At 51.6% G+C, this 14,227-nt stretch carries 13 protein-coding genes and 1 riboswitch; of the genes, 4 read left to right on the top strand and 9 right to left on the bottom strand.

What is annotated here, in order from left to right; all coding sequences use genetic code 11:
• Positions 1-839 (top strand): bifunctional 5,10-methylenetetrahydrofolate dehydrogenase/5,10-methenyltetrahydrofolate cyclohydrolase (locus ACFSB2_RS14305; RefSeq protein WP_377943751.1); only part of this gene is annotated, 839 nt, incomplete at its 5' end.
• Positions 840-940: 101 nt separating this feature from the next.
• On the opposite strand, the gene ACFSB2_RS14310 is transcribed toward ACFSB2_RS14305, so the two are convergent.
• Both ACFSB2_RS14310 and ACFSB2_RS14315 read right to left on the bottom strand, forming a co-directional pair.
• The gene (locus ACFSB2_RS14310; protein WP_377943752.1) at positions 941-1,369 is read right to left on the bottom strand and encodes a hypothetical protein; all 429 of its coding nucleotides are present in this window, start codon (positions 1,367-1,369) and stop codon (positions 941-943) included.
• On the bottom strand, positions 1,366-2,538 hold the full coding sequence (locus tag ACFSB2_RS14315; protein ID WP_377943753.1) for an Alp7A family actin-like protein: 1,173 nt from the start codon (positions 2,536-2,538) through the stop codon (positions 1,366-1,368). The genes ACFSB2_RS14310 and ACFSB2_RS14315 overlap by 4 nt, the downstream gene beginning before the upstream one ends.
• 267 nt (positions 2,539-2,805) lie before the next feature.
• On the opposite strand from ACFSB2_RS14315, the gene ACFSB2_RS14320 reads away from it, so the two are divergent.
• A complete protein-coding gene (locus ACFSB2_RS14320) occupies positions 2,806-3,681 on the top strand; it encodes an aminoglycoside phosphotransferase/kinase family protein (protein WP_377943754.1) in 876 nt (291 codons plus the stop codon).
• Between the two features lie 14 nt (positions 3,682-3,695).
• Here ACFSB2_RS14320 and ACFSB2_RS14325 read toward each other — a convergent pair whose 3' ends face one another.
• Positions 3,696-4,730, bottom strand: coding sequence for a zinc-dependent alcohol dehydrogenase family protein (locus tag ACFSB2_RS14325; protein ID WP_377943755.1), 1,035 nt, complete (start codon positions 4,728-4,730; stop codon positions 3,696-3,698).
• A gap of 380 nt (positions 4,731-5,110) precedes the next feature.
• Here ACFSB2_RS14325 and ACFSB2_RS14330 point away from each other — a divergent pair, with 380 nt between their 5' ends.
• Entirely contained in the window at positions 5,111-6,667 is a 1,557-nt protein-coding gene (locus ACFSB2_RS14330) for an ABC-F family ATP-binding cassette domain-containing protein (RefSeq protein ID WP_377943756.1), read from the top strand.
• A 186-nt stretch (positions 6,668-6,853) separates the two neighbouring features.
• The gene (locus tag ACFSB2_RS14335; protein WP_377943757.1) at positions 6,854-7,378 is read left to right on the top strand and encodes a Uma2 family endonuclease; all 525 of its coding nucleotides are present in this window, start codon (positions 6,854-6,856) and stop codon (positions 7,376-7,378) included.
• Positions 7,379-7,551: 173 nt separating this feature from the next.
• Here ACFSB2_RS14335 and ACFSB2_RS14340 read toward each other — a convergent pair whose 3' ends face one another.
• From ACFSB2_RS14340 to ACFSB2_RS14365, 6 genes are all read right to left on the bottom strand, one after another.
• Entirely contained in the window at positions 7,552-8,871 is a 1,320-nt protein-coding gene (locus ACFSB2_RS14340) for a nucleobase:cation symporter-2 family protein (protein ID WP_377943758.1), read from the bottom strand.
• Complete coding sequence (locus ACFSB2_RS14345; protein ID WP_377943759.1) at positions 8,868-9,470, bottom strand: xanthine phosphoribosyltransferase; 603 nt, start codon at positions 9,468-9,470, stop codon at positions 8,868-8,870. The genes ACFSB2_RS14340 and ACFSB2_RS14345 overlap by 4 nt, the downstream gene beginning before the upstream one ends.
• Before the next feature lie 190 nt (positions 9,471-9,660).
• Positions 9,661-9,761: riboswitch (purine riboswitch) on the bottom strand.
• A 101-nt stretch (positions 9,762-9,862) separates the two neighbouring features.
• Positions 9,863-10,939 (bottom strand): Gfo/Idh/MocA family protein, encoded by a 1,077-nt coding sequence (locus ACFSB2_RS14350; RefSeq protein ID WP_377943760.1) that lies wholly within the window; start codon positions 10,937-10,939, stop codon positions 9,863-9,865.
• Positions 10,932-11,990, bottom strand: coding sequence for a mannonate dehydratase (gene uxuA / locus ACFSB2_RS14355; protein ID WP_377943761.1), 1,059 nt, complete (start codon positions 11,988-11,990; stop codon positions 10,932-10,934). Before uxuA ends, ACFSB2_RS14350 begins: the two co-directional genes overlap by 8 nt.
• 19 nt (positions 11,991-12,009) lie before the next feature.
• Entirely contained in the window at positions 12,010-13,251 is a 1,242-nt protein-coding gene (locus ACFSB2_RS14360) for a glucuronate isomerase (protein WP_377943762.1), read from the bottom strand.
• A gap of 12 nt (positions 13,252-13,263) precedes the next feature.
• Positions 13,264-14,187, bottom strand: coding sequence for a helix-turn-helix domain-containing protein (locus ACFSB2_RS14365; protein ID WP_377943763.1), 924 nt, complete (start codon positions 14,185-14,187; stop codon positions 13,264-13,266).
• Positions 14,188-14,227: the final 40 nt, after the last annotated feature.

Consider the following 14,227-nt stretch of genomic DNA (forward strand, 5'->3'; position numbering starts at 1 on the left):
GGAAACCCGTGGCAGTCGCTTTGCAAAACGAGATCGTACAACAAGTGGACACTTGGAAGTCACAGGGCGTCAAACCGCGCATGATGACACTGCTCGTCGGCTCCGACTCCGCTTCGACGGTGTATGCGGAGCAAAAGGGTCGCTGGGCGAGACGACTCGGCATCTCTTTCGAGGTCGTTCGACTGCCGGCCGACACTTCCCAGTCCGAATTAGAGCGCCGAGTTCAGCAGTACAGCGCTGATGAGTCAGTGCATGGCATCATGGTGGAACTCCCGTTGCCGGATACCATCAATAAACAAAAAGTGGTGGCGGCGATTCACGCGATGAAGGACGTCGATGGTATGTCCCCCTGCCACTCGTTTGCGCAACCTTCGCCGCAGTCCGCCCTCTATCCCGCTACACCCCTTGCCTGCATTCGCCTGCTCAAACACTACAGATACGACTTAAAAGGAACCAATGTCAGCGTCATTGGCTGTGGACAAACTGTCGGTCTTCCCCTTATCCACCTGTTGATTTTTGAGGGCGCCACCGTCTCCGCCTGTCACGAATATACGCAAGACGTGCGCGCGCGTTTGCAACAGAGTGAAATCGCCTTTGTCGCGGTGGGTAAACCGGGTTTGATCCACCCAGAAATGGTGCATGACAATCTGACCGTCATCGACGTTGGCATCACGCAAACAGAAAGCGGCGAAGTGCTCGGCGATTTGGCGCCAGAGGCGGCCGCGCTGACGCAGGCGTACACGCCAACACCGGGGGGCGTCGGCGCTGTCACGACCATGCAAATTTTCGCTAACCTCATGCATGCGATGGACTTGCAGCGGCAACATCAAATCATCTAGTTGGGACATTTCATCAACAGTGATCGCAAAAAGGGCTATCTCACAGCGGCGCCAACGCCACTTTGCAAGATAGCCCTTTCGTCATGCGCCTGAAATGGAGATTATGTGTTGCCGCCGCCAGCGACCAACGCCTTGCGCTGCTGGCGGAGCATTTGAATCGGATCCATTTTGGGAACAGGCGCAGTCACCGCCACATCCGGTTCTGGCCCGCTCTCCTCTGGCTCGTCCTGCGACAAATTTCTTTCGTTCATATGAACGGTCTCACTGACTGGCTGTTTTACCCGTTCAGGCGTCGGACTGACGCTGGATGCCTGAGCTTGTGCATCAACCGCAGTTGTTTCTGACGGCTTTTCTGCCGCACGAACGTGCTTCGCAATAATTTGCAGGATCTCATAGCTGAAATCCCCACGCTGTTTCAATTGCGATAAAAACTGGCAAACTTCAGGCGGCGTATCCGACGCGATGTACACATGAAAGAGATCTCCATGTTTCAGTACTTTGCTTCGCGTCTTGCGTCGCCGATCTGTCAAGCTTGTTCATCTCCCGCCGTCGCCGCAACTGCCACTTCCGCCCCGACATCAAGCGAAGCCTGAAGCGAACGGAAGGTGCCGCGCAAGTTCCGCAGTTGACTGTGATCCTGCGTGTCAAAGCGAAGCGGGTGACCTTGACGTTCCACTTCCTTGATGTAACTGGCCAGAATGGTCGCACCGCCGCCAATAAACAGGAATTCCTCCGCGTCCGGCGCCTCCGCCCACGCATCCAACACCCTGTCCAAGACATCCCGCGCCAATTCCGTCAGGTGCAAGTGCGCAATGTCGCCGATGTTGCCTTTGACCAATCCCTGCCACTTTACTTCGTAATCCTTATTGACCAAACGTTCGATCACGTTGACATCACTCTTGATGAATTCTTGGCCCATATTGGTGTTAAAATCTTTGCGAATACGTGTGACAATGTCATTCAAATTGACACGAAAACCAGTCGATGTGTAATCGTCAAGCTGCAGTCCCGGTTTAAAGAACGCGATATCCAAGTCGATGCCGCCGAGATCAGCCACACCAAACGATTTTGCAGCCAAGGTGCTCTTCGGTTCACTGGCGAGATCGATAATCCCTGAAACGTTGTCCACATTGATGCCGTCCGGCAGCGTGATTTGCAGTTCGATTTCCACGCCTTCATATTGCGGCGTCGAACGGAATGCAACCATATGCACGCCGCGCGTCAATTTGTCCGCAAACGCCTGCGCCTCTGCGACTTCAGCAATCGGCAGTCCAACACCCAATTGCACTTGCGCGCGAATCCGCTTGACCCCTGCCGTGATTTCAGCTGTATGCTTCAGTGCAACCGCATATGCAAGTGCGCCAAGTGTCGTTATCATCGTCTCTGGCCGTTGGGATTTCATCTGCGCTGCTTTGTGCCCAATGATGGCCTGCGCGCGAGGATGGCGCGAGGCAAGTACGCCAATCTGAAAATGCCGTCCGTAACCTTCTGGGATGGATGGAGATACGATTTCCAAATCGAGATTATCAAGCGGTGCGCCTTGATTCAGGATAACCTTTCGCTTTTGGTCAGACTGCACGGTCACGTTCGGAAACATGAACGTCTGATCAATCCGGTCATATGCCGCCTTCACAAAACTATTTCCGTTATCAATGGCAACCAACACGTTCGTATTAAAAATCTGCGGGTCTTTGCCCATCCAATCATCCCTTCCATTACATCAAAACAACCTTATGTGGAAGATTATATTTTTGCAACCAACCACGAGTCAATGGCAAACTAGTTTTCGAGTCAACGCATCAATTAGTTAACTAGTTATTTAATCAATGCATTCATGCGTTAACTAAACCAATTTATTGATCAACTAGTTAACTAGTTGATCAATAGCGAAAAAACCCTTGCCACGACTGGGTTTATCGGCCTTATAATAGATTTGTGACAACACCTTTTCTTTGGAGGATACCACATGAATTCGTGCGATATATATGATTTACTCCCTGGATTTACACTCATCCCTAAGCAACATCCAGGACAGGCACACAAAATTTATATTGGCACATGGAAACAACATGAACAGGTCGCCATTAAAGTTCCAAATCATCAACCACATTTAGCCAACCCGTTCTATTACGGGGTATCTCGTCTATTTGGCGCAAACCTGCAAAATTTATATCATCAACGCAATATGACGTCGATTCTAGAAAACCACAGCCCGCTCCCAACACCGCCAGTCTTAGGGTTGTACAGCTGGCGAACCCGCGTCATTCGCATTCATGCCTTTATTCAAGGGAAGGCCGCAGAATCTTTCACACAGTTGTCTATGTATGGCGCCCACCAGTTTGGCTGCCACATGGCGACATTGCACAGCGTCCAGCTAAACAGCTTCGGCACATACGGCAACCTGCAGCCCAAAAACAGTTTTCATCAATCTGCCGCGAACATTGCGAGCGAACTGCTTTGTCGATTCGACTATGATAAATCGACAAGATACGCCGCCTTACCACTGATTGAACAACTCAAAGGACTCAAGCCCCCAACAGCGATGTCACCCATCATGTTGGATTTAGACGCATCACAATACTTCATCGACAAAGGCGTGTTCACGCATCTCATCGACACCGATTTCTTTGCCTTTGCGCCAGCAGAACTGGAACTTATCGCCCTGGAATCTTTGCTGCCTGCATGCCTGGCGCCTGCCTTTCTGCAAGGATACCGCAAAATTCGTCAATTTCCTCAACTGGAGACCTACCGTATGCCATATCGGATGCTCAATCGATTGTTGTGGGTGCAAGGCGATCTGCCCGTTGCCGATTGGCGTGATGGGCCCATCACCTTTTACTGACTGCACAAGGCAGATCAGTCTCCTCGGCTGCCTGTCAAAATTATCTTACCGCTTCTTCCGCGCGCCTCAGCGGCGATCACGGCCGCTTTGACTTCGTTCAGCCCAAAGCAGGTCCCTGCGCGCGGAAGCTTCAGCCTATCTGTCTGCAGCAATCTCATTACCTCTTTGAATGTCGAATGCCATGTATCAACCGATACATCCGCAATCCAATGACGCAACAAGAACAGTTTCGCTTTGACGCCCGCTTCGTGGCATAGTCGACCCCAATTTACCTGCTTGCCGGCCAACGAACCGATACTGACAAATGTCCCGCCGGGTCGGACACTGCGAATCAAGGACGCCCCATCCTGTCCACCTACAGAATCAATGGCCACCGTGATGGTTCTGCCACCTGTGGCTTGTAAGACAGCCTCTGCCGCAGAACGGCCAGATGGAACAGCAATCACCTGCAAAGCCCCGTGTGCATACAAATCGTCCGTGTGCCGGCGATTTTCTGTGATGGCTATCATATGAAAGCCGAAAAAACGACTGAGCTGTGCAAAAATACGACCGATGGACGAACCAGCCGCATTGATAGCTACAACATCGCCACGGCCTATATGTAATATTTCCTTACATATGACCCAAGCTGTGATGGGGTTGATATACAACTGACAAGCCGCCTCATCGTCAATATCAGCCGGGATCTCAACGATCCATTGCACTGGCGCACAGACAAATGTCTGCCAAGTCCCTTCTCCACGAAGTGGCAACACACGCTTCCCCAACCAAGCGGCGCAAACGCCAGGCCCAATATCACTGACGATGCCCACCCCTTCATAGCCCGGTACCGCTGGCAGTCGTATCCGGTGCGCATATGCGCCGTAAATGGGAATTAAATCAGAAGGATTGATGGGGCAGGCAATCATGCGCACCACGACTTCCCCTGCTTTTGGGACTGGCCTCTCACATGCTTCCACGCTCAATACCGCTGCAGGTGGACCAAATTTGTGATAGCGAATGACCGTCGATGGCGCAATCACACAAGGCATGCTTCTCTCATTAGGCATAGGGCTTCCCCTCCCTCAACATCGTACAACGGACCGGTTTCTCTTTAGCAAGCTGTACCACTACAACGCCTCCGAGTCATTGAGGCAGCCTGCATACCCATCCGCACTTTGATAACGCGCCTGCACAATCACCCCGATTATATATCGGCTTCCTTTTTTATCAATCGCTTGAACTGTCCTCTGCTCCGGCTATAATCATGATGACGCCCCACAGCAAAGGAAGCTGATAAGCTGTGTGACAAGGCGTGATCAAACCATCCAAAAATGATATAGCACCCCGGTGCTGCGCCATCCGCGACGCCTAATAGACTGGTATTTTCCTGATTTTTTTCCCGGTATTAGACACATCACGCATGGCAATCTGGCGATTGGAGTTCAACATGAGCATTCTTTCCGTAAAAAACTTGAGTCATGGCTTTGGCGACAGAGCGATTTTTCAGCAGGTTTCCTTCCGTTTGTTAAAAGGGGAACACATCGGTTTAATTGGCGCCAACGGCGAGGGCAAATCCACATTTATGAACATCGTCACACGACAACTTGAACCAGACGAAGGACAAATCGAATGGGCAAAACACGTTCGCATTGGCTATTTAGATCAACATACGGCGCTGCAGCCGGGACTCACGATTCGCGACGTGCTGCGCAGCGCCTTTCAATATCTATTTGACTTGGAAACACAGATCAACGACATGTATACCAAGATGGCAGACACCTCCCCAGAGGAACTAGAACGCCTGCTTGAAGAGGTCGGCACACTGCAAGATGTTTTGACAAATAACGATTTTTACGTCACTGACGCAAAGGTCGATGAGATCAGCCGCGGGCTCGGCTTGGATGAGGTGGGCCTCGACAGAGACGTCGCTGACTTAAGCGGTGGCCAGCGAACAAAAGTACTGCTCGCGAAACTCCTTCTGGAGAAACCGGACATTCTGCTGTTAGATGAACCGACAAACTACCTGGATGAACAGCACATCGAGTGGCTCAAGCGCTATCTGCAAGCCTACGAAAATGCATTCATTCTGATTTCACACGACATTCCTTTTTTGAACAGTGTCATCAACCTGATTTATCACATGGAAAATCAGGAACTCAACCGCTATGTCGGCGATTACGACAATTTCCGACATGTCTACGAAGTGAAGAAACAACAGTTGGCGTCCGCCTACAAGCGGCAACAGCAGGAAATTGCGGAATTAGAGGACTTTGTGGCGCGCAACAAGGCCCGCGTCTCTACGCGCAATATGGCCATGTCGCGGCAAAAAAAGCTGGATAAGATGGATATCATCGAGCTGGCAAAAGAAAAACCAAAGCCACAATTTCACTTTCTCGAAGCGAGATCGCCGAGCAAATTGATTTTTACGGCCACCGATTTGGTCATTGGCTACGATTCACCCCTGTCCAAGCCACTGAACTTACAGATGGAGCGCGGACAAAAAATCGCGCTTGTGGGGGCCAACGGTATCGGTAAAACCACCTTGCTCAAGAGTATTCTCGGGGAAAATGCCCCACTGTCTGGCGGTGTTGAGCTAGGTGACTATCTGTCCATTGGCTACTTTGAACAAGAGGTGCGGCAAATACACGACCGCACGTGCATTGAAGAAATTTGGACCGCGTTCCCCAACTGGGCGCAAAACGAAGTGCGCGCCGCGCTGGCGAAATGCGGCCTGACAACCAAACACATCGAGAGCAAGATCGAAGTGCTAAGCGGCGGTGAAAAGGCGAAAGTGCGGCTCTGCAAACTGATGAATCAACCATCCAATCTACTGGTGCTCGACGAGCCGACCAACCACCTGGATGTCGATGCGAAGCATGAGCTGAAACGCGCATTGCAGGCGTACCGTGGCAGCATCTTGCTGATTAGCCACGAACCGGAGTTTTACCGCGATGTCGTGACAGATGTCTGGAACTGCGAGGCGTGGACGACAAAGGTTTTTTGATAGGGTCTGACGCCAAGGGAGCTTGAGGGAGGCGTGATGAGATAGCTGATACCGCCTGGATGGACGAGCAGGCGGTTTTGGTGCTACTGGCGGGATCAACAGCGCATGGAGAGACGTGTCGGCGCCTCTGTGCGTCTGCTACAATAATCACAATTTCGAAACGAAGTACATGTCGAGGTGATGGATATGGACACAAATCAGGTGGAAACAGGCGAACTCGAACGCTGGGAACGAATTGACGGTATTATTTATGATATGACACCACCGCCGACCTCGGATCATCAAAGCATTGTGAGCAATCTGCATCGCGAAATCAGCGTTTATCTCAAAGGAAAAACGTGTAAAGTTTTCCCTGCCCCCTTCGGCGTGTGGCTGAATGCGGAAGAGCCAAATGGCAATTATGTTGAGCCAGACATCACCGTGATATGTGAACAAAGCAAAATACACCGCCAAAGTTGTATGGGTGCCCCTGACATGATTGTTGAAGTGCTGTCTCCATCTACAGCGTTGAAGGACAAAACTGTGAAATTGCGGGCGTACAGGGTCGCAGGTGTTCGCGAATACTGGATTGTGGATGGCGCGAATGAGATCGTCGAAGTTTACACTTTTGCTGAAAATGTGTTCAGTGAACCGGATATTTATGGAAAAGAACAAAGGATTGCGGTGCGTATATTTCAGGATTTGAGCATTGACTTGAAGGATGTTTTTTAAGGCTCAGCCTGCTTATCCTGGTCAGCTTCAGCCATCATACATCTTCCCAAGTTCCGCTCTGCATAATATCTCCATTATATACATTCATAAAGGCCGCAGAAGCACGCTGCGACCTTCACACATATATTCAATGATCCACCACTGTCAGAGAAACCTATACAGCAAATATATCTTTAAGAAACTGCTTCTCCGCCCACTTCCATAGAGGCTTTGTCTGTCTGATTCACTTCACTCGCCTGACCGAAATAATTCAAGAACAGATTCAACAGCACCGCCGTTACAGCACCCGGCACAATGCCGCTTTGCAGCAGCATTTGCAATGTCGACGGCAGTTTATCAAACATCTGTGGCACAACGGTGCATCCTAAGCCCACACCAATGCTGCAAGCGACAACGAGCAGATTCTCATTGCGGCGCAAATCGACATTGGACAGCAAATTCATGCCTGAAGCGATGACCATGCCAAACATTGCAATCATCGCGCCGCCCAGCACGGCTGAAGGGATGACCGTCACGAGCGCCGCCAGCTTGGGAAGCATACCTAAGATAATCAAGATGATGCCTGCTGCCACAATGACATTGCGCGTCTTGACGCGCGTCATGGAGACCAGACCGACATTCTGGGAGAATGTCGTATACGGGAACGTGTTGCAGATGCCGCCCAGCACGATGGCAAGTCCCTCAGCGCGCAACCCACGCACGATGTCCTTGTCGGTGATTTTTTGATCCGTCACTTTACCCAAAGCGAAGTAGACGCCTGTCGACTCCACCATACTGACAATACATACGATAATCATCGTAATAATAGCTGATAAATTAAATTCCGGTCGCCCGAAGTAAAATGGATGAACGATGTTGACCCAAGAAGCAGCAGCGACAGAGCTAAAGTTGACTATGCCCATAGTAAAGGCAGCAATGGTTCCGAGAATCAATCCGACCAGCACCGAGACAGCGCGCATAAAGCCGGTAAAGAGGCGATTGATGAGCAAGATGACCACAAGCGTGCCCAAGGCCAATACCAGATTGCGCGGTTGACCAAAATCAGGCGCGCCTTGCCCGCCTGCGGCATCATTCATCGCAACTGGAATGAGCGACAAGCCAATGATGGTGACAACCGAACCTGTTACAACCGTCGGGAACAACTTCAGTAGCTTGCCGAACAAGGGCGCCGCCAGGAAGACAAAGATACCCGCGAGAATCACCGCACCGAACACAGTCGGCAAATTGGTGGAAACCCCAATGGCCGAGATAGGCCCCACAGCCGTAAACGTACAACCGAGCACGACGGGCAAGCGAATGCCGATAAATCGATTGCCAATCACCTGAATCAAGGTGGCGATCCCGCAAGTAAACATGTCGGCTGCCAACAAATAGGCCATTTGGCCCGTATTTAACTTAAGCGCGCCACCAATAATCAGTGGCACGATCATCGCGCCTGCATACATGGCAAGCACGTGTTGGATGCCCAACGTAACGACCTTTTGCTTATTCACCTGACCACCGCCTCCTCATCATTCTCATGAACGAACTCCACACCAGTCTCCGGCGACATCTTGCTGATGCGCGCTAGGGCGTAGACGGGGATACCCGCATCGTCCAAGGTTTTTCTGCCACTTTGGAAACTCTTCTCAATGACGACACTCACACCAGCCAGACGAGCGCCCGCATCGTGGACAATGCCAATCAGGCCGTTCAACGCCGCGCCCTCTGCCAAGATATCGTCGACAATCAAGACCGTGTCCGCAACTGACAAAAACGGCTTGGAAACCGTAATTTCATACGTCTCCTGCCGTGTGTACGAGTAGACGGAACGCCGATACAGTTCATCTGACTGTGTCGTCGCTTTTTTCTTCTTGCCATAGACGAACGGTACGCCCAGCACACTGGCCACCGCAAAAGCAATATGAATGCCGCTCGCTTCAATGGTCATGACCTTCGTGATGCCTTCATGTCGATAGCGTTCAGCCATCGTCTTGCCGATCTCACTGATGAGCGCCGGATCCACCTGGTGGTTCAGGAATGAATCAACTTTCAAAACGCGATCAGACAGCACCAGTCCTTGTTCACAGATGCGTTGTCGCAATCTCTGCATGCGTATTTCCGGCTCCCTTCCGCCATCAAAACAGAATCAACAACAAATAGCCCAGACAGACAGGCTCACTGGATACTCAAGGTCCAAGTGAAACCTGTCCATCTGGGCTTTTATCCCTCTGGTGTAACGCAACGGCTTGCGTTCGTATCGCTTGGACCAGCTGCTGCACATCATCTGCGCAACACGGAACCCTAGATACGCTTCCACTCGTAGTCAGGCCATTTACGGTGCCTGGTAGAAACTTGCGGGCCATATTCCCGCCATTATACGAGTCCTACTGATTTTCAAGACGCTTTGACAATAACAGCAAAGCAGGGTGAAATCAAGCAGTAAAAAATGTGTATGCCAAGCCGTTAAAATTGTAATATACAGAAAAAAATCAATGATCCGTGTTAGGATTCAACTTGAATCGCTTGCATCTGAGCCTTCACGCTCAGTTCGACAGCTTTCAGCGCATGTGCCTGCGTCATCGCGTTTTCCGTCCGGTGCAGGCAATCCAGAATCAATTGGCCGAAGAACGGATAACCGACCTTGCCGCTGACCGGGATATGGAACTCGCCTTCATGATTGACTAAGTAGACTTGATCTCCCACTGGATCGCGCCCCACGTCAATGTACTTGCGCAACTCGATGTAGCCGTCCGTCCCCAGGATGAACGTGCGGCCGTCGCCCCATGTCCCCAGCCCATTTGGTGTAAACCAATCGACGCGGAAATAATTCGTCGCTCCATTGTCGGCGACCAAAGTCGCATCGCCGAAATCTTCAAATAAAGGGTACTCTTTGTGCGCGTAGTTTGCCACTTTGCTCGCTAATACTTTCGCATCTTTTGCACCAGTAAAGGAAAGGAATTGCTCGATTTGGTGACTGCCAATGTCGTTCAGGATGCCGCCGTTGCGCGCTCGGTCAAAAAACCAATCCGGGCGGCCGCTTGCGCCCAATCTGTGTGGGCCTGTCCCCAGCACCTGCACAACCCGCCCAATTGCGCCATCCGCAATGAGCTGGCCAGCAAAAACCGCACTTTCCACATGCAGCCGCTCACTGTAATAAACCGCATATTTCCGGCCAGTTTGCGCTGTTTTTTCCTGTACGCGCGCCAATTGTTCAAGGCTGGTCAAAGGCGTCTTGTCTGTAAAGTAATCCTTGCCATGCTCCATGACCCGAAGGCCAAGATCCGCCCGCTCGGACGGGATCTTTGCGCCAGCAACCAGATGAACCGCAGCATCGTTCAAGATTTCTGCTTCCGAAGTCGCAACACGCACATCCGAATATTTCCCGCGGAATGTGTCGACCTTTGCCGGGTCCGGATCATACACCCACTTTAGCTCGCCACCCGCTTCGATGAGCCCATTGCACATGCCATAGATGTGGCCGTGATCCAAACCGATGGCGGCAAAGATGAAGTCCCCTTTTTGGCAAACTGGATTCGGTTTGCCAACGGGCGCGTAATTCATGCCATCCTGTTTAGACACCAGCTTTCCCTCCCTGTTTGTCGACAGCTTCTAGCAGTCCATTCAAATAGGCGGCTCCCAACGCTCGGTCATACAATCCGTAGCCTGGATTGCCTGTTTCCTCCCAAATCATACGGCCGTGATCTGGTCGAAATGGCCCGTCAAAACCCGATTGCCGCAACGCTTGCATCACCTGATACATATCCACTGAACCCGTTTCCGACAAATGGCCGGATTCATAAAAGGACCGTTCGCCAACCACCTTCACGTTGCGCATATGGACGAAATTCACACGGCCTTGCGCGGCAAAATGGCGCGCCATTTCGACGATGTCATTTGCCGGATTGCAACCAAGCGAACCAGTGCACAGACAGAGACCGTGGTTCGGCGAATCATGAATGGCGAGCAATCTATCGAGATTCGCTCGGTTTGTGACAATGCGCGGCAGTTGAAGCACTGACCACGGCGGATCGTCAGGGTGAATGGCCATCTTGATGCCAACCTCATCGGCGACAGGCATGATGGCCTGCAAGAAATACGTGAGGTTCTCCCAGAGCGTTTCCTCGGACATATCCCGAAAAATCTTGTACAGCCTGTGCAGTTCATCTTTCGTATAACTGACGTTCCAGGCTGGCAGTTTTCCCTCGCCAGACAATAAATCCAACTGGGCGATCTCCGCGTCGTCATATGCCAGCGTGTTCGATCCGTCCGGCAATTCGTAGGATAGCGTCGTCCGAACCCAGTCAAACAGTGGCATAAAGTTATAACAGACCACTGGCACGTTGGCGGCTGCCAAATTGCGCAACGTCTGTTGATAGTTTTCAATGTACCTATCCCGCGAAGGCAGTCCCATTTTGATGTCTTCATGAACCGGCACACTTTCAATCACGCTGATGGTCAAGCCAGCTTCTTCAATCGGCTTTTGCAAGGCGCGAATGGCGTCGAGCGGCCAGACCTCACCGACAGGCACATCGTACAAAGCGGTGACAATGCCCTTCATGCCCGGAATCTGGCGAATCTGGCACAACTGTACAGGGTCTGTCTCCCCATACCAACGAAAGCTTAGTTTCATCACTTGATTCTCCGTTTCATCAGCGATTGACAAAATCCCAAAAATTCTGATTGAACAACTTGTTTACATCACGCTGAATCTGCTTTTCTGTCAGCGACCAACCTTGCTCAAGAAGCACACGGTACTTGTCCGTCAGTACGCGTGTGACAATGGAACGCGCACGTTGCCACTTGTATATCACATGCTCCAGAACGCGCGCGTCTGAGTGCTGCGGGACAAATGTCGGGCCCAGCAACTCCATGCGCATGCGCGTAATTTCCGTGACGAGCGTGTCGGTGTTGACAAACCACCAGCAACCGAAAATCATCAGGTTGTGAAACTTGCGCGCCGTGACCACCAACTCATGCTGGCTCTCGCGCGACAGCAGCGTGACCAAAAATTTGTTTTCCGGGTGATTCGCGCACAGCGCTTCAATGGCGCGCATGGATGCCTTGCCGAGGCTGTCCCCCGCCAGTTTGAGCGCAGGATTGACCCCTCGCCGCGAGCCGATCATCAAAGACAACGGCAAATTCCGCTCTGCACACAGTGGCAAAATCGCCTCTTGTAAAATTCGCCCACGCGCCGATTGCTCTGGGTACTGAAAATCATCTGCCGCCGAGAAAGCGAGATAAATCGGGTTCATCTTATCTGTCCAGTCAGACAAAAAGCGCGCGACTTCGGCTACCGATTTCCCAGACAGATCCGCGGAGACGTCATAACCCCAACCGGCGAGCACAGCAGCAGCGCTGTCAAAGTGATTCAGCAGTTGATCTAGCCGCAGCGCCGCATGGAAACGCGGATTTAAAGTCAGACCGCGCGCCCACTCCGCGTGCTCGGCCGGATCGAATGGATCATTGGTCATCACTAGCTGCTCCACACCCGCGATGTCCAATACCCGCTCAATATAGGCGTCCGTTGGAACATCGGACAACGTTTGGCGCAGCGTCTCCAGGCTCAACTGGCTCATGTCGCAGCCGAATGCTTTGGCGATCTCGACAATGCCGGACGCCGCTTCACTCAACGGTGTGTTTTCCACAAATAGCGAATTCCACACGATTTGAGCGCGTTCCGGCTTGCTCAGCGCCCAAAATTCCTCGTACGGGGTTTTGTGGACGCGAAACGCCTCAGAGATGACATAGTGAAATTCCATCAGTTCATCTGCACCGCTTAACAACAAGTCGCCAAGCTCCGGCGCAAACAAATGTGTGTGCATATCTGTCACGCGCTCGGCTTGGACGATTTTTGCAACGGTCTCCTGTAAGTTTTCAACTGTGATGGGCATCAAACCCCTCCTTCAGATTTCGTAGTCGACATCCGGCCAGTATCTGCTCTGGGCAAACATGCGTGCCCCATCGAGCCGCCGATGGGATTTGCGATACGCATAGGGCGCCATGCCGACGTGCTGTTTGAAGAGGCGGCTAAACTGGGCCACGGCGGCAATCCCAACCGCTTCAGCGATGGCCGCAATAGATTTATCCGTCTCGACGAGCAGCTTTTTGCTTTCATCGATGCGACGCTTAGCCAAATATTGGTGTATCGTAAACCCGGTGATTTGTTTAAAACAATGACATAAGTAATGTTTGTTCAAGTGCACCGCTTCCGAAATGGCTTCCAGTGTGATGGTCGATTGAAATTGTTGGTTGATGTAAGCCAGCACGCGTCCTGCGTTGATTTCCTTCTGGCTGGTTGTCGAAATCGGATGCTGCGGAAAGTCGGCTGAGCACTTGCGCAAACTGGAGAGCAACAATGTGGTCAATCTGGCGCGCACCATGTCCTGATAGCCCAAATCCCGCATTTCATCTTCCTCGGCAATCTGGTTGAATATCTGTTCAACCAGTTCCCGTTCCCCGACTGACCAGTGCAACAGATGCCCTCCGGGCTGGTCAAACATCTCCATCACTTCGGATTTCGCTGGTTCCGTCAACAAGGTGTCCACATAGTCTCTGCTGACATTGATGACACTGCGCAAATACGGCACCTGGAATGACGGTTTGACATAGTGCAGAATCTGACCGTTGAACAGCAGCATATCCCCAGGTTTCAGCGTATAGATGGTCTCACCGATGATATAGGTGGCGAGGCCGCTTTGGAAAAAATATATTTCGTAGCCGGTGTGCGAGTGCGGATCGATATTCTCTGGTTTGGCCAGCTTTCTATGCTGCACATAGACGCGCTCCTCCACCAGCATGCGATTGGTCAACAAATCCGTACTGCGCATGTCCAGGCCTCCTCATCTTGAAACTGAACCGTCAGCTTGA

The sequence above is a fragment of the Alicyclobacillus fodiniaquatilis genome (genome assembly GCF_042678105.1).
Lineage (GTDB): Bacteria > Bacillota > Bacilli > Alicyclobacillales > Alicyclobacillaceae > Alicyclobacillus > Alicyclobacillus fodiniaquatilis.